The following is a 21,419-nucleotide window of genomic DNA, read 5'->3' as shown; positions in this document are numbered from 1 at the left end:
TCCGGAATGGTCGCCAGTATGTTCACGAACCGATCGCGAGAACGCAGCAGGCAACGCGTGGTGCTGGCGTCCGTCACGGCCGTGGCCGGGGCGGCCACCCTGCTCGCCTCCCCCGGCGCGGCCGCCGCCCCGGCGACGGCGGGCAAGGACTGGAACGACTCGGCCTACCGCGGCCAGATCGAGGTCGTCCGCACCGCCGACGGTCCGGCGGACCCCGCCTTCCTGACCGGCACCGTGTTCGTCGACCGTGACCGGGACAGCGTCAGCGACCAGCGCGAGCGTGGCCTGCGTGGCGTCCAGGTGTCCAACGGGCGCGACGTGGTCACCACCGACTCCCGCGGCCGCTACCGGCTTCCCGTGCACGACAACATGACGGTGTTCATCACCCAGCCCGCCGGCTACCAGGTGCCGGTGGACGAGGCGAACGTCGCGCAGTTCCACTACAACCACCTGCCGGCCGGCTCTCCCCCGCTGCGCTACGGCGGCATCGCGCCGACCGGCGAGCTACCGGCCGCGGTGAACTTCCCCGTGGTGGCCAGCAAGGAGACCGCGACCCGCGAGCAGCACTGCGTGATCGCGGGCGACCTGCAGCCCTACGACAGGACCGAGATCGAGTACGCGCGCAAGGGCGCGATGCGGGACCTGTCCCGGCGTCACGACTACGCGGGCTGCGGGTCGCTGTTCATCGGCGACGTCGTCGGGGACGACCTGTCGCTGTACCCGGACGTGCGTGAGCTGACGAGCATGACCAACGGTCCGGCCAGGTTCCTGCCGGGCAACCACGACCTGGACTTCGACGCGGCGACCGCCGAGCACTCCTTCGACACCTTCCGCGCGCAGCTGGCGCCGGCGTACTACTCCTACGACGTCGGCGACGTGCACGTGCTCGCGCTGAACACCGTGCGCTACCCGTGCACGCCCGAGGTCGACAACGCCGACGGCAAGCACCCGGAGTGCGCCAACCCGCAGACCGCCAAGCGGTACAACGGCCGGCTCGACGACGACCAGCTCGCCTGGCTCGAGCGGGACCTGGCCAAGGTCGACGACGACAAGCTCGTCGTGGTCGCCACGCACATCGGCCTGCTCAACTTCGCCGACCAGGGCAGCATGATCCACCAGGTCGACCAGGTCCGCGAGGTGCACGAGCTGCTCGCCGACCGCAGGGCGGTCGCGGTCTCCGGACACAGCCACTCGGTGGAGAACATGCGCACCGGCGACAGCATGCGGGGCTGGCAGGAGCTGTTCGGCATCGACGCGCTGCCGTTCCCGCACATCACCGCGGGCGCGATCTCCGGTGACTGGTACTCCGGCGTGATCACCGACGACGGCTACCCGGTCGCGGTCGGCCGCGACGGTGGCCGGCCGGGCATCCTCACCCTCGACGTGCGGGGCAACGCGTTCCAGGAGCGCTACTCGGTCACCGGCGAGCGCGACTCGGTACAGACCCAGCTCGGCGTGAACAGCCCCACCTACCGCGACTGGTACACCGCGCGGCAGGCCTGGAACCAGGCGCCGGATGGCCCGGCACCCGAACTCGGCGACCCGCTGGTGGTGAGCCGCGCCGACCTGGCCGGGCGGACCTGGCTGACCACCAACTTCTTCATCGGGTCCACCGGCGCCACGGTCGACGTCCGCCTCGACGGCGACCGCGCCCGGCCCGCCGCGCGCACCCAGCCCATGCGCGGCGAGGCCCAGCTGGTCGGCCCGGAGTGGTCCGACCCGCACGCCGCCGCCCAGCAGCTGGTCAACGGCGGCAGCCTGGCCGACCGGTCGATGCACCTGTGGCGCTTCGAACTGCCGGCCGACCTCGACGCCGGCCAGCACCGCGCCGTGGTCACCGCCACCGACCGCCACGGCCGCACGTTCACCGACACCCTCCGCTTCCGCGTGACCTGACCCTCATGCCCTGAATGAGGCATTGACGACGTTCACCGTCCTCAATGCCTCATTCAGGGCATTTCGCGTACTGTGCGTGGGGTGGACGTGGTTGGCACGCGGATGCGCGTCGCGGTGGCGTTGGTGCTGCCGGCGTTGCTGCTCGCGCTGCCCGCCGCCGGGGACGCCGGGCCGCTGAGCCTGGCAGGGGCGCTGACCGCCGGTCTGGCCGCCGCGCTCGGCGTGTTCGCCATGAGGCCGCGGATCGAGCCGGCGAGCACCCCGGCGACTGTACGCACCGTCTCCCTGCGCGAACGGGCGCGACTGACCACCGTCGTCCGGCTACGCGATCCCGACGCGCCTGGCCGCATCCGATCACGAGCTCCGTCACCGGGCAGCGCGGCTGCCTGACCCCGTCACCAGGTAGGGCAGTCGCATCCGCCTGTCCGAAATCCCCCTGGCATGACGGAGTGACGTTCGATGTTCGACTTCCTGCTTTACCCTGTCTCGGCCGTACTGTGGTTCTGGCACAACGTCTTCGGCGCGGTCATCGACCCGAACGGCGGACTCGCCTGGGTACTTGGCATCGTCTTTCTCGTCTTCACCGTGCGCGCCCTGCTGGTCGGCCTCGCGCTGCGCCAGCACCGGGCCGCCGGGCACGCGCGGCTACTCGCGCCCAAGGTCAGGCGAATCCGCGAACGGCACGGCGCCGACCGGGCCAGGATGGCCCGCGAGATCCAGCGACTGCACGCCGACGCCGGTACCAGTCCGCTCGCCGGCTGCCTGCCGGCCCTGATCCAGATCCCGGTGTTCCTGAGCCTGTTCTGGGTGCTGCGCGGGTTCGCCCCCGGCGCGCACACCAACCAGGTCTTCGATCAGGCGGGCGTGGCGTCGTTCCTGAACGCGGATGTGTGGGGTGCCCGGCTCGGCAACTGGTTCAGCCAGCCGATGGCCGAGCTGGCCGCCGTCGGCACCGACAAGGCGCACCTGCTCGGGGTCGGGCTGCCGCTCGTGCTGCTCGCCGGCCTCGCGACCTTCCTGTCCATCCGGACTTCCCTGCGCCGCCAGGACACCGACAACCCGCAGCTGGCGGTGGTCAGCAGGGTGCTGATGTATCTCGCGCCGATCGGCCTGGTCGCCTCGGCCTGGCTGTTCCCGATGCCCATCGGGGTGCTGGTGTATCTCGCCACCAGCAACGTCTGGACCTTCGCGCAGCAACAGATCCTGGCCAGGGTCGAGCCACGTTGAGCGGTCGGGTGTGCGCGCCAGTACCGGCGCGCACACCCGACTGCCCGGTCAGCCCTGGTCGACGAGGACCGCGGGGAGGTCCGTCGCGTCGTAGACGTACCAGCGGTCGAAGTCGGACTTGTGCAGCTCGAACACGCGGCGGTTCACGCTCTCGTACTCGGTGTCGGCCTGCGCCTCGATGACCCTGGCCGGGACGTGCCGGCCGGCGCACACGTCACCGTTGCGGAACTCCTCGAAGCCGTCCCGGTGACGCTGGTCGGTCCGCTCGAGGCTGGCCTCGATCGGCACGTCCAGGAACACGGCGGTGTACTGCTCGTAGCCGGCGTCGCGCAGCGCGGCCAGCCTGCTGTCCAGCGCCCCGTTGGAACCCATCGTGGTGTTCCAGATGACGTTCTTGCGGTCGGCGGCGGCCAGTTCGGCGACCAGACCGATGATGTGGGAGGACTCCCGTTGGATCAGGTCGGCGGTCTCCAACGGTGCGATCCCGTCGATCTCGGGGATGATGCCGTACTCACACATCTTCTGCTTGGCGTCGTTGGCGTCCAGCACCAGGTATCGCGACGGGTCGATGCTGGGGCTCTGGTTGAGCACGGCCGTCCTGCTGACGCCGGGCAGCCCGCCGGTGAACACGGCCTCGCCGCCGTTGGGCACCAGCTCGCCCCGCGCGTACAGCTCGCTGGCGATCCGCCGCTGCTGTGCTGCCCGCTCCGGCAGCCAGGTCACGCCGTCGCCGTTGACGGTGTGGGTGCGGTCGGTGGCCAGGCCCTCGGCCACCGCCTCGATGACCGCCTCGTCCACCCGCTCGACGTGCGCGGCCCATTGCTCGTCGGTCAGCGGGTCCAGGGCGGGCTCGGCCGCGCTCGGCGCCGCGGTCAGGCCGCCCAGTACCGCGGCAGACGCCACGGTGACCAGGATTCGGGACCACAAACGGGGTTCGCGGTCAGTTACGTTCGACATCGGGATCCTTTCGCGTACGGAATCCAACGTGCGAACGAAGCTGACCCCGGCGCCCGGCCGACGGCCACCGGAGTCACCCGGCTGAGCGTCACCCCACCACGCGCTGTCCCGAATCCGTTGTCCTGCTATGGGCTCAGCGGAAACGCACGGTGAAACAGGCGAGCCGGTCCCCGGCCTCGCCGGCGTGGCCCGGCTCGGTGGACGTGTGCTTGTCGTGCAGGACAACGGAGTTCGCGCCGCCCTGACGGAACCGCCAGTCCTGTTTGGCTGACGCGGTGGCGTGGCCGGTCTCGTCGGTGGTGAAGTCCAGCCACACCTCGTTGTCCTGGTTGGCGTAGGCGGGATCGGTCGACGGCTGCACCGGGTCCGGCAGGTGCTGGTAGTGCGGGCCGGCGTCCTCGGGGAGATTGCCGCACGGGCTGGTGTGCACATGGGCGCCGTAGTCGCGGTTGGGCTGGAGGCCGGACACCGACAGCCCGACGCCCGTCCGGTCGTCCTCGGCGAACTCGGTGACCGTCATCGAGCCGCCGGCGGGCACCCTGTCCGGGTCATAGGTCACCGGATTGGACATGAGCAACACCGAGGGCGGGGAGAACGTCCCCATCACGGCCAGCCAGTAGGGATCGGCCGCGGCGACCGCCGGGCCGGCGGAGAGGGTGGCGGCCAGCGCGGGGCCGAGCAGACAGGTCAGGACACGACGTGCGACGGGCTTCATACCGGGATTCTGGCGGCTGCGGCGCACCCTCGGCGGCGATCGCCGCCCCCGTCCGCTCGATCGTGTGATGCCGGCGGGCTCAGCGGTGCATGGTCGCGCCCTTGACCACCTTGTCCACGGCGTTGCGTGGTCCGTGCACCGCCAGGCCGACCAGGTCCAGGTGGTCGCGGGGCACGGCGCGCACCGCGGCCCGGTTGTCGCGGTCGTTGCCGGTGGCGAACAGGTCGGCGGTGAACACCGCCAGCGGCAGGTGCCGGCCGACCGCCCTGGCATGCGCGGCGGTGAGCACCTCCTTGGTGCCGGCGAACACCAGCACGGGTTGGCCGAACATGGCCAGGTAGGGGGTGTCGTCGGCGTCCGCGTACGGCTCGCCGATCAGGTCGTGGTCGGCCGAGGCCAGGCCGCTGGCCAGGAAGGCGCACACGTTGAGGCGCTGCCAGGTCAGCAGGTCGTCCCGCAGCAGCACGGCGATCTTGGTGTCGAAACGGCTGGGTTGCACGCCGCCGATGGTGTCGTGCGTGCCGGTGGGTGTCTTGTACGTTCCTTGCGTGCGGTCCAACTCGGAGGTCACCGCGTGGCGCCCGCCGGTCGCGGGGCTGGCCGAGGTCTTCCACGCCCACTTCGTCGAGCACGTGTACCCGATGCACACCCACGACGCCTGGACGCTGCTGATCGTCGACGACGGCGCGGTGCGCTTCGCCCTCGACCGGCACGAGCACGGCGCGCTGCGCTCACTGGTGACGCTGTTGCCGCCGCACGTGCCGCACGACGGCCGGTCGGCCACCCCGCACGGGTTCCGCAAGCGGGTGCTGTACCTGGACCACACGCTGCTGGATCCCGCGCTGGCCGGGTCCGCGGTGGACCAGCCGGGGCTGGCCGATCCCGCGCTGCGCACCCGGATCCACCAGCTGCACGACACGTTGCTGCGGCCGGCGGACGGTCTGGCGGCACAGAGCAGGCTGGCGCTGGTCGCCGACCGTCTCGACCAGCACCTGCGGCGCCGGGTTGGCGACGCGCGGCCGTCCGCCGACCGGGGGCTCGCCGGCAGGCTGCGCGAGCTGCTCGACCACCGAGTCCGCAGTGGACTGTCCCTTGCGGACGCCGCGACGATGCTGTCGGCCCACCCTGCCCACCTGGTGCGGTCGTTCAGCAGGGAGTTCGGCATCGCGCCGCACCAGTACCTGACCGGCCGCCGGGTGGACCTGGCCAGAAGGCTGTTGCTGGCCGGCATGCCGCCGTCGGCGGTGGCGACCGCGGCCGGCTTCTACGACCAGGCGCACCTGTCCCGCCACTTCACCCGGATCGTCGGCACCAGCCCCGCCCGGTACGCGGGCCGGGTCTAGCGGACAGTGCTCGGCTTGCCGTGTCCGAAGCGGGCGTGCAGGCCCTGCTGGATCTGCTCGGGGTCGCGGCCCTGGGTCTCCGGCAGGTAGCGACCGACAAACAGCAGTGCCAGCGCGCAGATCACGGCGAAGATCCAGAACGTCTGGCCCTGGCCGATGAGGCTCGCCAGCGGCAGGAACGCCAGGCTGACCACGAAGTTGGCCGTCCAGTTCACCGCGGTCGACACGCTGGATCCCTTGGCGCGCACCGACGGCGGGAAGATCTCGCCGAGCAGCGTCCAGAACACCGGGCCGAGCCCGGCGGCGAACGCGGCGATGTAGATGACCATGAACAGCAGCGTCAGCACCGAGCCCATGCCGACGAGGAAGGCCAACCCGAGCAGGAAGACCGAGATCGCCATGACCGCGAGCGAGACCAGGATCATCGGCCGGCGGCCTGCGCGGTCCACGATCTTGACCGCCACCAGCGTCATGGCCAGGTTGATCACGCCGATGGCCACCGCGTAGAAGATGGAGTTCGACGCGGTCAGCCCGGTCTGCTCGATGATGGTCGGCGCGTAGTAGATGATCGTGTTGATGCCGCCGCACTGCTGCACCGCGGCCAGCGTCAGGCCGACGATCAGGGCCGGGCGGACGTCGGGGGCGAGCAGCCCCTTGCTCTCCGATGCCGGTGCCGCGGCCTCCTCGGCCTCGGCGTCGGCCATCCGCTGCTGGATCCGGGTGACCAGTCGATCGGCGATGTCCGCACCGGCGACCCCGGCGATCCCCTTGCGGGCCACCTCGGTCCTGCCGTTGGCGATCAGCCACTGTGGTGACTCCGGCAGCAGCCACAGCGCGGCCACGACCAGCAGCACGGCCGGGACGGCGCCGACCGCGAACATCTCCCGCCACCCGCCGATGCCGGCGAAGGCGAGGTTGACCAGGTAGGCGACCAGGATGCCGACAGTGATCATGAGTTGGTTCAGGGTCAACAGCCTGCCGCGGATCCTGGTCGGGGCGATCTCCGACAGATACACCGGCACCAGCGCCGACGCGCCGCCGACCGAGAGGCCGAGCACGATCCGGCCGAGCAGCAACGTCCAGTAGCCGCCGGCGACGCACACCAGCGCGGTGCCGATCAGGAACACCACGCCGATCAGTCCCAGCGACCGGCGCCTGCCGACGCGGTCGGCCAGCCGTCCGGTCATCGTCGCGCCGATCATCGCGCCGACGAGCAGCACGCTGACCACGCTGCCCTGTTCGAACGCGTTCAGCCCGAAGTCGTCGCGCAGGTAGAGCAGCGCGCCGGACACCACCCCGGTGTCGAACCCGAACAGGAATCCCCCGACGGCGATCGCGACCGCCCAGATCGTGATCTTCCGGATTCCCGCCGCCGGGATTTCCGGGGCGTCGGTCAGCGGCCCCTGGGTGCCGGGCTCCCGGGAGAATCCCTGAACCATGTCGTGTCCTCACTGTCTCGGCGCACCGTCACCACCCCAAACCCCAGCCACTCTAAGTCGCCCCACCCAACCCGGCCCGCCGAGAAACGCGCCGCGTTCACCGCAGTGAAGGAGCCCTTCGCTGCGTTCACCGCAGTGAAGGGACCCTTCGCTGCGGTCGGCGGGGGTTGGGGGCGGGCTAGTGCGGCTGGAGGTGGACGCGTTGGGCGTCCAGGCCGAACAGGATGAGCAACTCGACCGCGCGGCCGTCGGCTGAGCCGAGCCAGTGCGGGCGGGCGGTGTCGAACTCGGCGACCTCGCCCGGCGGCAGGATCAGGTCCCGGTCGGCGACCAGCAACCTCAGTTGTCCATTGAGGACATAGAGCCACTCGTACCCGCTGTGGGTCTGCGGGGTCGGCTTCGCCGGACCGCTCCGGCTCGGGATGAGCATCTTGTAGGCCTGCACGCCGCCCGGCCGGCGGGACAGCGGGATGAACGTCATGCCGTGCCGGTGGATCGGGTGCAGATGGATCCGGGGGTCACCGGTGCGCGGGGCGCCGACCAGGTCGTCGAGCGGCACGTCGTAGGCGCGCGCCAGCGGCAGCAACAACTCCAGGTTCGCCCGCCGCCGCCCGCTCTCCAGGCGGGACAGGGTGCTCTCCGAGATCCCGGTCGTCGCCGCGAGGTCGGCCAGCGTGCGGCCGCGCTGCCGGCGCAACGCCCGCAGCCGCGGCCCGACCTCGGCCAACACGTCCTCGATCTCCGCCGTCATGTACCCACTCTTGCCGATTCGGCAAGTTTCCGTGCGTTCGGTACCCGGCGGCGGTGAGAGTGGGCGCCGTAGCCGACGAGGGGAGCACCGCCCATGATCACCGACGCCACCCGCTTCTGGGAGGAACACCACCTGGACCCGCACCCCTGCCAGGTGAATCCCGTGCTGGCCGAGATCGCCGGCGGCCTCGCCCCGGGCACCGCGCTCGACCTCGGCTGCGGGGCGGGCGAGGACGCGCTGTGGCTGGCCGGCCACGGCTGGCGGGTCACCGCGGTCGACATCTCCGCCAACGCCGTGCGGCGGCTCACCGAGAACGCCACCGCCCGCGGTCTGGACGCCGTGACCGCGGCCCGCGCCGACCTGGCGACGGAGTTCCCGGCCGGGAGCTTCGACCTGGTGTCCGCCCAGTACCTCCACACGCCGTTCGCGCTGCCGCGGGCCCAGGTGCTGCGCACGGCCGCGCACGCGCTGCGGCCCGGCGGGCGGCTCGTGGTCGTCGATCACGGGTCGAGGGCACCGTGGTCCTGGAACCAGGACCCCGAGATCCACCACCCCACGCCGGACGAGGTGGCCGCCGAGCTGGCCCTCGACCCCGGTCAGTGGCGGGTCGAGCGTGCGGACACGCCCCGGCGGACCGCGCGCGGGCCCGGCGGCCAGACCGCGACCGTGGTCGACAACGTGCTGGTCATCCGCCGCACCGCGCGCGACGCCGGCCCGCCGAGGACCGGCCCCGAGGAGAAGGCGGTGCTGCTCGGCTTCCTCGACTACCTGCGCGCCTCGGTGATCGCCAAGACCAGCGGCATCCCCGAACCGGACCTCCGCACGCCCGGCGTGCCGAGCGGGACCAACCTGCTCGGCCTGGTCAAACACCTCACCCACGTCGAACGGCACTGGCTGCTCGGCCAGCCGGTCACCGACTGGGCGGCCACCTTCCACCCGGGACCGGACGAGACCGCCGACGCCGTGCTCCTCGCCTACCGGGAGACCAGCGCCCGGGCCAACGAGCTGATCGCCGCGTGCGCCGACCTCGCCGAACCAGGACCGCGCCCGGGTGGCCGCGCGGGTCCGGCGCCAGCCCTGCGCTGGACCATGACTCACCTGATCGAGGAAACCGGGCGCCACGCCGGGCACATGGACATCCTGAGGGAACTTCTCGACGGCAGCGTCGGTCGCTGATTTTTTCTCGCGAGGGTGTCGAGAAGCGGGCGCGGTGTTCGACGCGTCGGTGAGAGATACCCCAGCGTCGAAAAGGACAGTTCTCATGGCACTCGTGATCTCGGACATGTCGATGTCGCTCGACGGGTTCGTCACCGGCCCGAACGACAGTCGGGAGAACCCGTTCGGCGACGGCGCCGGCACCCTGCACGACTGGATCTTCACCGCCGCGACCGACGCCGACCGGGCCCTCGGGCAGGAGGCGCTCGAGGGCACCGGCGCGGTCGTCATGGGCCGCACGTCGTTCGACAAGTGCGTCGAGATGTGGGGCGCGGACGGGCCGCTGGCCGGCGCGCGGGTCTTCGTGGTCACCCACAACGAACCGACCGAGCGGTACCCGTCCGGGTACACCTTCGTCACCGACGGGGTGGCCAGCGCGATCACCCAGGCCAAGGACGCCGCCGGCGACAAGGTCGTCGGCCTGCACGGCGCGACCATCATGCAACAGTGCCTGCCGCTCGGGCTGCTCGACGAGATCCACGTGCACGTCGTCCCGCTGCTGATCGGCGGCGGCACCCGGCTTTTCGACACCCTCGACGCGGCGGTCACGCTGGAACGCACCGACGTGCTGGTCACCCCGGCCGCGACGCACCTGCGGTTCCGCGTGGTCAGGTGAGCGCGGCGCCGAACCACCTCGGCAGGGTGCCGGCCAGCTCCCGCTGGTCGGCGCCCACCCACGCCACGTGCCCGTCTGGCCGCAGCAGCGCCGCCGGCACGTCGAGCTCCTCGCTCACGTCGACGACGTGGTCGACCCGGTCGGCCCAGCCGGCCACCGACAGCCTGCCGGTCTGGTCGAGCAGCAGGCCCCGGCCGCCGCGCATCAGCTCGAAGAGCCGTCCCCGCTTGAGCGCGATGTCCCGCAGCCGCCGGCCGAGCAGCTCGTGCCCGGCGCCGAAGTCGTAGCGGATGCCGGTCGCGGTGATCTTCTCGGTCAGGTGGCGGTTCACGTTCTCGAAGTCCATCAGCTCGGTCACCAGCCTGCGCACGGCCTGGGCACCCGGCTCGGTGGACAGCAGCGCCATCTGCGCGCGGGTGTTGTCCAGCACGTCGGCGGCCACCGGGTGCCGTTCGGCGTGGTAGCTGTCCAGCAGCCCCGCCGGCGCCCAGCCGGCGACCTCGGCGGCCAGCTTCCAGCCAAGGTTGAACGCGTCCTGGAGGCCGAGGTTGAGGCCCTGACCACCGGCAGGCGGATGGATGTGCGCCGCGTCGCCGGCCAGCAGCACCCGGCCGGTGCGGTAGCGGTCGGCCAGCCGGGTGGCGTCGCCGAACCGGGACAGCCAACGCGGTGAGTGCACGCCGAAGTCGGTGCCGGTGACCGCGCGCAGCTGCCGCTTGACCTCCTCCAGGGTCGGCGGGACCGCGGGGTCGGCGGCCAGCCCGGCCGCCGGCACGCCGACGCGGTACATCCCGTCTTCCAGCGGCATGACGCCGAAGCGCTTCTCGGTCTTGCGGACCTCGGTCATCACCGCGAGCAACGTCTCCTTGGACGCGGTCGCGGCCATCTCCCCCAGCAGGGTCTCGGTGGTGGCTGGCTCGCCGGGGAAGCCGACCCCGAGCACCTTGCGTACCCGGCTGCGGCCGCCGTCGCAGCCGACGAGGTAGCGGGTGCGCAGGCTGGTGCCGTCGGCCAGCTCGACGGTAACCTCGGTCTCGTCCTGGCTCAGGCCCACCAGCTCGTGGCCGCGGCGAATCTCCACGCCGAGTTCGGCGGCGTGGTCGCGCAGCAGGCGCTCGGTCGTGGTCTGGGGGATGCCAAGGACGTAGGGGTGGGTGGTGTCCAGGCCGGGTGAGGACTTGCGGATGCCGGCGAAGAAACCACCGACCGGGTACTGCTGGCCCAGCTCGTGGAACCGCGCCAGCAGCCCGCGCTGGTCCAGGATCTCGATGCTGCGCGCGTGCAGGCCGAGCCCGCGGACGATCTTGGTCGGCTCCGCGTCCTTGTCCAGCACGAGCGCCGGCACACCGAGCAGCCGCAGCTCGCTGGCCAGCCACACGCCGGTCGGCCCGGCGCCGACGATGATCACGTCAAACATGAAAAACCCCCGTTGAACAGCAGTTGTCGGCAGACGGCCGGAGATTCTGCTGCACCACCCGGGTCTTGCCGCAAGGCCCCCAGTGCGCTATATGTTGAAGTGGGCGGGAGTTATCTCGCCGTCGCCCTGCCCGCCGCGCGGGCCTCGGCGGCCGACCGCTGGCCGGCGATCTCGTCGGTGAAGCGCGTCGCCAGCCCGGTCAGCCGGGCCAGCACCTCGGGGTGTCGCTCGCTCAGGTCGTAGGTCTCCGCGGGGTCGAGTTCCAGGTTGAACAGTTGCGGCAACTCCTTGCCGTGTGACCGGTTCGGGTCGCGCGGGTGCCGGTCGAGGTGCAGCTTCCACGGGCCGGACCGCATGGCGTTGAGCGTCCACCAGTGGAAGAAGTACAGCGGGCGCCCCGGGACCGACCCGCCGGTGAGCGCGGCGGAGATGTCGGCGCCGTCGACCGGCCGGTCGACGGGCACCGTGCCGCCCGCGATGGCCGCGCAGGTCGGCAGCAGGTCGATCAGGCACACCGGCTCGTCGGACACCGCGCCCGCCGGGATCCGCCCCGGCCAGCGCGCGACGAACGGGACGCGGATGCCGCCCTCGTAGGTGTGGTTCTTGTTGCCGCGCAACCCGGCGGTACTGCCCTCGAACCACGGCCCGTTGTCGCTGGTCACCATCACGATGGTGTTCTCGGCCAGGCCGAGCTCGGCCAGCCGGTCCAGGACGCGGCCGACATGGTGGTCGATGCTCTCGACCACGTCGCCGTACCGGCCGCCGGCCGACCGGCCGAGGAACTCGTCCTCCACGTGCAGCGGGAGATGGGGCATCGTGTGCGCGAGGTAGACGAAGAACGGCTCGTCGGTGTGCCGCTCGATGAAGTCGATCGCCTGGTCGGTGTAGGTGCTGGTGAGGGCCGCCTGGTCGACCTGCGCGGTGGCGATGTGGTCGCCGTCGAACAGCTCGACCGGATGCATGTCGTTGCTGTAGAGCAGCCCGGCGTACTCGTCGAAGCCGTGCCGGGTCGGGTAGTGCTCTGGCCGGCAGCCAAGATGCCACTTGCCGAACATGGCCGTGCGGTAGCCGGCGTCGCGCAGCAGTTCCGGCAGGGTGTACTCCCAGGCCGACAGTCCGGTGCCGTCGTGGGGAAACAGCACCTTCGGCAGGCCGACTCGCTGGGCGTAGCGCCCGGTCAGCAGCGCGGCCCGCGACGGGGTGCACACCGACGACGCCGCGTACATGTGGCGCATCGTGATCCCGTCGGCCGCGATGGCGTCGATCCGCGGCGTGGCCAGAATCGTGTTCCCCATGCAGCCGAGGTCGCCGTAGCCCAGATCGTCCAGCACCACCAGGACGATGTTCGGCCGCTCAGCCATCCACGCCGCTCGCCGGGATCTCGGCGTGGACCGAGCCGAGGCCCTCGATCCCGCCACGGATCAGGACACCGGCCGCGTACTCGGCGCGGGTGAGTTCGAGCCGGGCCGCGGTCGACCCGAGGGGAAAACTGGCGAGCCGCACGTGTCGGTCCCTTCGCTGGAACTGCCCTGAATGCCCCATTCAGGACGATGAACGTCGCCAATGCCCCATTCAGGGCATCAGTTGATCGGGGCGGCCAGCGGCATCCGGCGCCAGCGGCGGCCGTCGGCGACCGCGAGGGTTGCCGCGCCGGAACGGTCCTTGACCAGGATTATCGCGCCGGCCGCCGGCTCCGGCAGGTCGTCGGCCGAGACCGTCGCCAGTCGTAGGCCGTGGGCGTGCACCGTGCGCACCTTGCGCTGGGCCGAACCGATGTCCCGCACGTTGTCCTCGGTCGGCACCAGCCCGTTGATGTCCACCCGCATCGCCGCCACGCCGTTGGAGTTGTTCGTCGAGCACAGGAGTTCCACGGCCGCGGCGCCGGTGTCGTTGGCCGGCACCACGCGCACCCCGCCCTTGACCCCCGGCCCGGCGCCACTGTCCTGTTCGGACGCCGCGAGGAAGCTGCCGTAGGCGTCGGCGCCGACGCCGGGGGCACCGGTGGCCCGGACGACCAACGCGCCGTTCTTCGCCGCGGTCAGCTCGTGCTGGTTGGCGCCGGTGCTACGGCGTTCCACGTAGTTCTCCGCGCCGACCGCGGTCGCGTACAGCACGCCGGCGGTGTTGTCGAAGACGTTGCCGATCAGCGTCGACCCGGACAGCGTGCCGATCACCCGCACCGGCGGCGAGCCGGCGACCGGGTTGGCGCCGAACGCGTTGCCCATCACCGACAGGCCGGTCGCGTTGCCGTTGACCCGGATCGCGCTCCAGCGTTCCTCGCCGTCGAGGTTCCAGTTGTCGAACGAGTTCGCCGAGATCGTGACCTCCGACGCGGCGGCCGCGAAGTACACCGGCGAGCCGAGAATCCAGTTGAAGGAGTTCCCGGTGACCGTGATGTTGTGTGCGCTGGCCTCCGGGCGGAACTCGATCGCGTGTTGCGGGCGCAGACCGCCGGGCGGTTGGGCACCACCGAGAACGTTGCCGGAGAAGGTGAGGTTGCTGCCCCCGGCGGAGATCGACACGATCGACCCGAGGTTGCCGTTCTCCACCACGTTGCCGGCGAACGTCGAGTTGATGATGCCGCCGACGAACAGCCGCTTGCCGATGTCCAGGACGTTGTTCGAGATCACCGCGCCGCGGAAGTTCTCCGCGTCCGCGCCGGTGGTGGTGATCGCCACGCCCATGCTGTGGAAGTGGTTGCCCTCGATCAGCCACTTGCGCATGCCGTAGGGCAGCAGGTGTACGCCGTCGCCGTCGACCCCGGCGGTCGGCCACGAGATGTCCAGCCCGATGTCGCCGACCGCGACGAGGTTGTTGGTGAAGATCAGGCCGCGGCCGACCTGTTTCACCGCGGTGTAGAACTCGATGAACGTGCACTCGGTGATCGTCGCGTCCATGTCGTCGGTGCCCGGCGCCACGGCGTCGGGGTCCCGGGCGATGTGCAGCGCGACGGTGTTCTTCAGGCTGGGGGTCACGGTGAAGCACAGCCCACGGACGGCGGCCAGCGGCGCGCGCAGCAGGATCGCGGTGCCGTCGAAGTCCGGGGTGATGGTCGAGGTCCGCAGGCCCATGGTGCCCGCGCCGACGAGGATGATCCGGTTGAACACCGCGCCTTGGCCCGCCCGGTCCGGGATGACCACGGTGCGGGTGATGCGGTAGTTGCCGGGCGGGAAGTAGACGATCTTGTTCGCGCGCGACAGCTGGGCGTCGATGGCCGCCTGGATGGCGTCGGTGTCGTCGGCAACGCCGTCGGCGACCGCACCGAACTCCTGGGGCGTCGTCGCCCCGGACACGTCGACGGCCGGGGCCGCCTGCGCCGAGGTGCCGAGGGCGCCGAGCGCCGCGGTGGTGACGCCCGCGATGCCTGCGGTGCGCATGAGATTTCGCCTGTTCACGACCATGCCGCTATCCGTTCGTCGAATGAATGAGCTGATCCTCGTGTGCTGACAGGAATTCGGTGAGTGCCGCACTCTCGGCCGCGGTGCACCGCAGCAGGGGTGGCGCGACGTGGGGTGGGCAGAGCGCACGCTGGGAGAGGATGTCCTTCACCGCCGGGGTTCCCGGCCGGATCTGGTGCAGCCCGGTGAGCGCGGTGAGCTGGTCCTGGAGCCGGGCCGTCTCGTCGCGGTCACCGGCCTCGTGCGCGGCGACCAGCCGCAGCGACAGGCCGGGCGCCAGGTTGGCGACGCCGGGGGTGATGCCCTGTGCGCCAAGGTCGAGTGCGTCGACGAGCTTGGTCTCCGCGCCCTGGCTGACGGCGAAGCCGGGGCGGGTCGCGGCGCGAGAGACGAGGTGTGTCAACCATTCCAGGTCGTTGGAGCTGTCCTTGACCCCGACGACGTGGTCCAGCGCCAGCAACCCGGCCAGCACCTCGGGGCTGATCGGGTTGCTGTAGCGCGGCGCGTTGTAGGCGATCACGGGCAGGCCGGTGCCGGCCATGGCCGCGTAGTGGCCGACGATCTCGTCGACCCGGTGGTGGAAGTAGAACGGCGGGCTCAGCACCACCGCGTCCGCGCCGGCCGCGGCCGCGATGGCCGTGCGGTCCAGTGCGTCCGCCGTGCCGGGTGCGGTCACGTTCACCGTCACCACACCCGCCGAGCCACACCGGGTCCGCCAGTGCGCGATCACGCCGTCGACGAACGGCGCGAGCTGTCCGGTGGGGATCAACGGGCCCTCGCCGTTGCTGCCCAACAACATCAGCCGCCGGACGCCGGCGGCGTGCAGCGCGTCCAGCAACGCGTAGGCGGCCAGCGCCGAGGGCCGCCCGTCGACCTCCATCGGGGTCACCAGCGGCACGGTCATCCCGGCCAGCAGGTCGATTCCCGCGCGCATCAGTAGCCCTTTACCTCTGGCCAGGCCAGTTCGACGCCGTCGGCTGCCAGTTCTCGTTGGAAGGCGGCGAGTTTCGTCTCGTCGGCGCGCACCTGGTGTGGGGTGAGGGAGTTCGCCAGGCAGTGCGCGGCGAGCGCACCGGCCGCCTCGCCGATGTTCCACTCGACCGGATGCAGCCGGTAGCAGCCGTTGGTGATGTGCGTCGTGCCGATGTTCTTCCCGGCGGCCAACAGGTTGCCCAGCCGGACCGGCAGCAGCGCGCCGAGCGGGATCTGGAACGGACTGCTCGGCACGTCGAGGTAGTTGTCGCCGCCGGTGGAGGGATGCAGGTCGATCCGGTACATGCCGACCCCGACCGAGTCCGGATAGGACACCGCGCCGGCGTCCCCGCGCACGGTGAGCGACAGGTCCTGTTCCACCACGGTCGTCTGCGCGCGGATCCGGCGGGACTCCCGGATGTAGGGGGCCATGGCCAGGCCGTCGGCGGTGCCCATGACGTCGGGCCGCAGCCGCAGCCCCGGCCAGCCGGTACCGCCGTCGGGGCGCGGCGCCTCGGTCTGCAGCCAGTACAACATGCTCAGCGACAGCTGCCGCGCGCCGGCGAGGTGCTTGTCCCGCTCGGCGTCGGAGACCCCGACCAGCGGGCCGGGCAGGTAGTCGATCATCGGCCAGTTGACGACGGTGATGTCGCTGGCCGCGAAGCCCGGCTCGTACTGCTCGCGGGCGAAGATCCGGCGGAACACCCACAGGTCCCGGTCGCCGGGGTCGGCGCTCTGGTCGGCGACGATCGGGCCGGCGGGCCCGTGCGGCACGAACGTGCGGGTGAGCGGTTCCAGGGTCCGGGGGTCCGGGGCGGTGAGGCTCAGCAGGCGATCCGGCCAGACCGCCGGGTGGTAGTCGCGCCAGAAGCCGTACTGGTCGGGCCGGTCGATCACGTGGTCCTCGCCGTCGCGGTGCTCGACCGCGAACACCCAGGAGAACGCCTGCTGGTTGAGCGGCTGGGCCTCGCTCGGCGCGCTCGGCTCCCCGGTGTCCACTGAGGACTCGAAGCCGATGACGTGTTCCACGTCGGCCAACGGCAGCAGGTCACCGAGCTCGGTGCCGTCGAGCACGTACGCCGCCTCGATGGTCAGCTCGTCACCGGCTGGGGAGGCGACCGTGACCGCGGCGATCCGGTCGCCGTCGACGTGCGCGGCGACGGGCCGGTGTCCGGTCAGGACACGTAAGGTGCCCGCCGAGCGGTAGGGCGCGAGCATGCCGTCGAGCACGGCCATGGCCGCCCTCGGCTCGTGGCACAACCGGCTCACCCGGCCGAGACCGGGGTTGAGGTCCGGCTGGCGGAGTGCCTCGGCGGTCAACGGGTACCAGGTCCGGTAGTGCGCGCGCACGCCGTCGCGGAACGCGCGGTAGGACCGGGTGGCGCCGAACTGCTCGATCCACGGGTGCTCGTCGGGCGGCACGGCCTGCGAGGTGAGCTGCCCACCGAGCCACGCGTACTCCTCGGTCAGGATCACCGACCGGCCCCGGCGCGCGGCCGCGATGGCCGCCGCGACCCCGCCGACTCCCCCGCCGACGATGAGAATGTCGGTCCGAACGTTCTCGTGTTGACTCAACTGACCTGCTCCCCTGGTTCCTCGAATCGCCTGCCGGCCATGCCGTCCAGCGCGAAGGCGGCCCTGCGCAGGTCCCGCGCGCACGGATGGCTCGGCGCGGCGAACAGCAGGCCGGCCGACGAGGTCGCCACCACCTCACGCCTGGCTGCTCGCCGCCATTGGCCTGCCATCACTGTCCTTAATACGTATCAACGACACCTGGCCGGTGACGCTACGGATCACCGACGGGTGCCGTCAAGAGCCCTCGTGGCCGGCCAGGGGACGCGGCTCAGGACATGGTCTCCCGCGATGGGCGGCTGCTCACCGCGCCAACCGTCACCGGAGGACGTGTCGCTTGATGGGATGACTTACGCCCCCGAGACCGACACCGACCTGGCGCTGCCCGCCTCGACCCGGGTGCACGCCGCGACCAACAACTCCGGCGGCCAAGTCGAGTTCTTCGAAAGCCCCGACACCAGCGGCGAACCCGTGGAGACCCTCCGCGACGGACAGACCTCCGTCTACCCGCTCGGCCACGACGTGGGATCGGTCCGCTTCGTGGCGCAGTGACCCGCCAGTGGCCGCGAGGCTCCTACGCGCTCACCACCGGGTGAGCGCCTTCTGCCGTACCCGCGCTTTCCAGCACCCCGCAAGCCGGTGCCCGTCCGAGTGGATCACGGACCGGTGTGCAGGTAGGCCGCCCACACCAGCGGGTCGGCCGGCGTCCTGGCCCGCAGGCTCGCCACCGCGTGATGCAGCGCCGTGGCGACATCGGCCGTGCCGGTGGCCTCGATACCGGCGGCCAGGAGGGCGTAGACCTCGTCGGCGACCTCCGGCGACGGCGCGTCGACGCTCGACCAGAGCGTGGCGATGACGTCGCGGTAGCCGAGAAACCGCAGCGACGCGGCCAGGGTGACGGCCTCGTCGACCGCCCGCGCGCCCCCGGTCGCGGTCTGGCACGCGGACAGGAACGCCAGCCGCGGTGCCCGCCCGTCGTCCTGGACCAGGTCGCCGACCGGCAGCGCGCCATCGGTGAGCAGCAGGGCGCTCGCCGCCGGGTCGCTGAGGTCTTGGCGGCCGTGGCAGGCGAAGTGCACCCAGTCGTGCCGGGGAAGCTCGGCGAGCACCCGCGCGCCGGTCGGCGGATCGGCCCGGGTGGCGATCGGGTAGCGGGCGTGCACCCGGTCCAGTTCGGCCGGCGTGCCGATGGCCAGCAGCGTGGGTCTCGCGGCCGGCGGCGGAGTCGACCTGGCGCGCGCCAACGCGGTCAACGTCGGGGTGTAGGAGGAGATCACCCGGTCCGGCACGGTGTCCCCGGCCTCGATGGTCTGGCGGCCGGCGGCGTGCAGCGGTAGCAGGGCCAGCCGCCCGGTGGGACACCACCAGATCCTCGGCCACGCCGCGCCGGGCGCCGGCGGTTCGGTGTGGCCGAGGCCGGTCAGCACCGGCTCGGCGACCGCGTCCCACAGCCAGGCCAGGATGTCCGACATCGTGTCCCGGTCCCGCTCGGTGCCCCCGGTCACGAGGCCCTGCAGGGTGTTGGCCTGGTCCACCGCCTGCTCGCGGGTCAGGCCCGGCAGGTCGACCACCCGCACGCCGGTGTCGGACACCAGCAGCGCGTGACAGCCGTACCGGCTGACGTTGACGATCGCCACCTGACCGGTGCCCGGTGCCGCGCGCAGCTCGGCGAACGGGGTCGGGGCGAGGAAGTGCGCGAACCCCGCCAGGCCGCGGACCCGCTCGACCAGCGCGGCGAACTCATCGGCCAGCCGCACCCGGCCGACGGCGACGTCGTGCTGGCCGGCGCGCGCCCATTCGTGCTGGTCCGCGCAGGCGATCGGGCCGCGCGTGGTGGGCAGCGGCGCGTCCAGCGTGCCGCGCAGCTCGTCCAGCCGCACGGCCAGCGCCGGTTCCCGCGCGCGCAGCTCGGTCAGCTCGGCGCGGCGGTCGAGCAGCTGGGCCCACAGCACCGACCGGCCGGCGTCCAGCAGTTCCACCGCCTGCTCGGCACGTCCGGCGCGGATCGCACACGCCGCGGCGTCGGCGGCCAGCCCACGCCAGCCGGCGACGCGGTGCTCCCGGATCGCGTCCGGCAGGCCGGGCCAGAGGTAGTGCGGCAACAACCGCACCGCGGCGGCGAACCCGTCGGCCGCGGCGCCGACGTCACCGGTCTTGATCGCCACCCTGGCCAACGAGTCCGCGGCGGCCATCCGGACCTCGGTCGGGCTCGACTCGACGGTCACCGCGTCGGCGAAGGCGGCCCGCGCCCGCTCGAGATCGGTCCGCTCACCGGTGTGGTCGAACCTGGTCCGCAACGCCCGCCCGAGCATGACCAGGCGGTCGGCCAGGTGGGGATGGGCCGGCGGGGTGGTCGCGATCGCGTCCCGGACGGCCGTGATCGCCTCGGTCAGCTCGGCGGCGTCGCCGGTACGCCGGAACCGGTCGTGCAGCACGGAACTGAGCTGTACCAAGGCGGCGGCGCGGTCCGGGTGGTCGGCCGGCACACCGGCGACCGCGTCCCGGACGGTCGCCATGGCCTCGGTCAGGTCGGCGTCCTTGCCGGTGCGGCCGAACCGGGTGCGCAGCGCGACGCTGAGCCCGTGCAGGTAGTGCGGGCGCCGGGGATCGTCCCGCGTCGCCCCGGCCACCGCCGCGTGTCCGATGGCGACGGCCTCGTCGATGTCGGCGAGACCCCGGGTGTGCAGGTAGCGGTCCACCAGTGCCGACCGGAGGTCGTCGGACACCGGCAGGTGATCGGCGTGGTCGGCCGGGACCGCGGCCAGCGCGTCGCGCACCGCGGTGAGCGCGTCGTCCAGGTCGGCGACCGCGCCGGTGCGCTGGAACCGGCCCCGCAGCGCGGCGCTCAGGTTCGACAGGCGCTGGTGGTAGCGAACATGTTCCGGTGGCGTGCCGGCGACGGCCTGGCGGCCCGCGGCGACCGCCTGCTCCAGGTCCGCCGGCCGGCCGGTGTGCTCGAACCGGGTGCGCAGCGCGTCGCCGAGCGTGTCGGCGTGTTCGGCGTGGTCGGGGTGGGTGGTGGCGGTGGCGTTCACCGCTTCGCGGACGCCGGCCACCGCCTCGTCCAGGTCACCCAGCTCGCCGGTGCGCCGGAACCGGGTCAGCAGCGCGATCCCCAGCGTGCTCAGCCGTAACGCGTAGTCGGCGTGGTCGGTCGGGGTGCCCGCCACCGCCTGGCGGTGGGCGGCGATCCCCTCGGTCAGGTCGTCGAGGTCACCGGCGTGCGCGAACCGGGTGACCAGCGCTTCCCCCAGCAGGGACAGGTAACCGACGCGATGCGGCCGGTCCGGCGCGATCGCGGCCACGGCGGCCTGGACGGCGGCCACCCCGCCGTCCAGGTCGGCCGGCCGGCTGGCGCGTTGGAACCGGGCGAGCAGCGCCCGGCCGAGGTTGAAGTGGTACGGCGGATAGTTCGGCGCGTCCGCCGGCACGGTGGCCACCGCCTCGGTGAACGCCGCGATCACGTACTCCAGGTCGGCCGGGTCGCCCCGGGAGGTGTACCGCTCCTGCAGGGCGAGCCCGAGCACGCTGCGGCAGACGAAGTGGTCGGGATGACCGGCGCCCGCGGCGGCCACCGCGGTCCGCCCGGTGACGATGGCCTCGTCCAGGTCCGCGCGCCGGCCGGTGTGCACGAACCGGACCCGCAGCGTCGCCGACAGGTTCACCAGATATCCCGGCCGGCCGGGATAGTCCTCGGCGATGCCGGCCACCGCCTCGCGGCAGGCGGCGACCGCGTCGTCGAGGTCGCCTGCCCGGCCGGTGTGTTCGAACCGGCCGCGCAGCGCGACTCCGAGCTTGGACAGGATCGCCGGGCGCGCCGGCGCGGACCGGAGCACGGCCGACGCCGCGGCCCGCAGCGCGGCGATGGCCTCGTCCAGGTCCGCGCGCCGGCCGGTGTGCA

20 protein-coding genes and 1 pseudogene are annotated in these 21,419 nt (G+C 72.1%); 8 read left to right on the top strand and 13 right to left on the bottom strand.

All coding sequences use genetic code 11. The features are described from left to right. Positions 1-18: 18 nt before the first annotated feature. From ACYVIP_RS31575 to yidC, 3 genes are all read left to right on the top strand, one after another. Positions 19-1,896 (top strand): calcineurin-like phosphoesterase C-terminal domain-containing protein, encoded by a 1,878-nt coding sequence (locus ACYVIP_RS31575; RefSeq protein ID WP_460402981.1) that lies wholly within the window; start codon positions 19-21, stop codon positions 1,894-1,896. Positions 1,897-1,977: 81 nt separating this feature from the next. Next, complete coding sequence (locus ACYVIP_RS31570) at positions 1,978-2,286, top strand: DUF6412 domain-containing protein (RefSeq protein WP_460402979.1); 309 nt, start codon at positions 1,978-1,980, stop codon at positions 2,284-2,286. A 69-nt stretch (positions 2,287-2,355) separates the two neighbouring features. Then, positions 2,356-3,123 carry a membrane protein insertase YidC gene (gene yidC / locus ACYVIP_RS31565; protein ID WP_460402977.1) on the top strand — a complete coding sequence of 256 codons (768 nt, stop codon included), beginning with the start codon at positions 2,356-2,358 and terminating at the stop codon, positions 3,121-3,123. Positions 3,124-3,171: 48 nt separating this feature from the next. Here yidC and ACYVIP_RS31560 read toward each other — a convergent pair whose 3' ends face one another. The 3 genes from ACYVIP_RS31560 to ACYVIP_RS31550 form a co-directional block, all read right to left on the bottom strand. Next, positions 3,172-4,026 (bottom strand): zeta toxin family protein, encoded by an 855-nt coding sequence (locus ACYVIP_RS31560; RefSeq protein ID WP_460402975.1) that lies wholly within the window; start codon positions 4,024-4,026, stop codon positions 3,172-3,174. Between the two features lie 187 nt (positions 4,027-4,213). Beyond that, positions 4,214-4,795, bottom strand: coding sequence for a superoxide dismutase family protein (locus ACYVIP_RS31555; RefSeq protein ID WP_460402973.1), 582 nt, complete (start codon positions 4,793-4,795; stop codon positions 4,214-4,216). Between the two features lie 79 nt (positions 4,796-4,874). Next, positions 4,875-5,294 carry a DUF2000 family protein gene (locus ACYVIP_RS31550; protein ID WP_460402971.1) on the bottom strand — a complete coding sequence of 140 codons (420 nt, stop codon included), beginning with the start codon at positions 5,292-5,294 and terminating at the stop codon, positions 4,875-4,877. A 49-nt stretch (positions 5,295-5,343) separates the two neighbouring features. Here ACYVIP_RS31550 and ACYVIP_RS31545 point away from each other — a divergent pair, with 49 nt between their 5' ends. Then, complete coding sequence (locus ACYVIP_RS31545; protein ID WP_460402969.1) at positions 5,344-6,138, top strand: helix-turn-helix transcriptional regulator; 795 nt, start codon at positions 5,344-5,346, stop codon at positions 6,136-6,138. Here ACYVIP_RS31545 and ACYVIP_RS31540 read toward each other — a convergent pair. Continuing rightward, a complete protein-coding gene (locus tag ACYVIP_RS31540; RefSeq protein WP_460402967.1) occupies positions 6,135-7,577 on the bottom strand; it encodes a sugar porter family MFS transporter in 1,443 nt (480 codons plus the stop codon). The two genes, ACYVIP_RS31545 and ACYVIP_RS31540, sit on opposite strands and share 4 nt — an antisense overlap. Positions 7,578-7,755: 178 nt before the next feature. Continuing rightward, positions 7,756-8,328 carry a helix-turn-helix domain-containing protein gene (locus ACYVIP_RS31535; RefSeq protein ID WP_460402965.1) on the bottom strand — a complete coding sequence of 191 codons (573 nt, stop codon included), beginning with the start codon at positions 8,326-8,328 and terminating at the stop codon, positions 7,756-7,758. Between the two features lie 93 nt (positions 8,329-8,421). On the opposite strand from ACYVIP_RS31535, the pseudogene ACYVIP_RS31530 reads away from it, so the two are divergent. The 3 genes and pseudogenes from ACYVIP_RS31530 to ACYVIP_RS31520 all read left to right on the top strand — a co-directional run. Further along, positions 8,422-8,832 (top strand): annotated as a pseudogene (locus ACYVIP_RS31530) (class I SAM-dependent methyltransferase); the annotation flags it as partial. A gap of 183 nt (positions 8,833-9,015) precedes the next feature. Continuing rightward, a complete protein-coding gene (locus tag ACYVIP_RS31525) occupies positions 9,016-9,504 on the top strand; it encodes a DinB family protein (protein ID WP_460403093.1) in 489 nt (162 codons plus the stop codon). A gap of 85 nt (positions 9,505-9,589) precedes the next feature. Beyond that, entirely contained in the window at positions 9,590-10,159 is a 570-nt protein-coding gene (locus tag ACYVIP_RS31520; protein ID WP_460402963.1) for a dihydrofolate reductase family protein, read from the top strand. Here the strand turns inward: ACYVIP_RS31520 and rox are convergent. The 7 genes from rox to ACYVIP_RS31485 all read right to left on the bottom strand — a co-directional run bounded on the left by rox (position 10,152) and on the right by ACYVIP_RS31485 (position 17,691). Continuing rightward, positions 10,152-11,576, bottom strand: a complete 1,425-nt coding sequence (rox, locus tag ACYVIP_RS31515; protein WP_460402961.1) for a rifampin monooxygenase — start codon at positions 11,574-11,576, stop codon at positions 10,152-10,154. The genes ACYVIP_RS31520 and rox overlap by 8 nt on opposite strands. A gap of 110 nt (positions 11,577-11,686) precedes the next feature. Further along, entirely contained in the window at positions 11,687-12,937 is a 1,251-nt protein-coding gene (locus ACYVIP_RS31510) for a sulfatase family protein (RefSeq protein WP_460402959.1), read from the bottom strand. Next, positions 12,930-13,079 carry a hypothetical protein gene (locus ACYVIP_RS31505; protein WP_460402957.1) on the bottom strand — a complete coding sequence of 50 codons (150 nt, stop codon included), beginning with the start codon at positions 13,077-13,079 and terminating at the stop codon, positions 12,930-12,932. The genes ACYVIP_RS31510 and ACYVIP_RS31505 overlap by 8 nt, the downstream gene beginning before the upstream one ends. 77 nt (positions 13,080-13,156) lie before the next feature. Beyond that, positions 13,157-14,953, bottom strand: a complete 1,797-nt coding sequence (locus ACYVIP_RS31500; protein ID WP_460402955.1) for a glycosyl hydrolase family 28-related protein — start codon at positions 14,951-14,953, stop codon at positions 13,157-13,159. 28 nt (positions 14,954-14,981) lie between these two features. Continuing rightward, the gene (locus tag ACYVIP_RS31495; RefSeq protein WP_460402953.1) at positions 14,982-15,908 is read right to left on the bottom strand and encodes a dihydrodipicolinate synthase family protein; all 927 of its coding nucleotides are present in this window, start codon (positions 15,906-15,908) and stop codon (positions 14,982-14,984) included. Next, positions 15,908-17,521, bottom strand: coding sequence for an FAD-dependent oxidoreductase (locus ACYVIP_RS31490; protein ID WP_460402951.1), 1,614 nt, complete (start codon positions 17,519-17,521; stop codon positions 15,908-15,910). The genes ACYVIP_RS31495 and ACYVIP_RS31490 overlap by 1 nt, the downstream gene beginning before the upstream one ends. Next, positions 17,518-17,691 carry a hypothetical protein gene (locus ACYVIP_RS31485; protein WP_460402949.1) on the bottom strand — a complete coding sequence of 58 codons (174 nt, stop codon included), beginning with the start codon at positions 17,689-17,691 and terminating at the stop codon, positions 17,518-17,520. The genes ACYVIP_RS31490 and ACYVIP_RS31485 overlap by 4 nt, the downstream gene beginning before the upstream one ends. A gap of 172 nt (positions 17,692-17,863) precedes the next feature. Between ACYVIP_RS31485 and ACYVIP_RS31480 the strand changes: the two genes are divergently transcribed. Beyond that, positions 17,864-18,070: a hypothetical protein gene (locus ACYVIP_RS31480; protein WP_460402947.1), complete on the top strand. Its 207-nt coding sequence runs from the start codon at positions 17,864-17,866 to the stop codon at positions 18,068-18,070. A gap of 104 nt (positions 18,071-18,174) precedes the next feature. Here the strand turns inward: ACYVIP_RS31480 and ACYVIP_RS31475 are convergent. Beyond that, the coding region (locus tag ACYVIP_RS31475) for a CHAT domain-containing protein (RefSeq protein WP_460402945.1) at positions 18,175-21,419 on the bottom strand (3,245 nt) is incomplete at its 5' end.

It is taken from the genome of Actinophytocola sediminis (genome assembly GCF_054779715.1).
The sequence above is the reverse complement of the archived record's forward strand: the minus strand, read 5'-3'. Positions and strand labels throughout refer to the sequence as shown.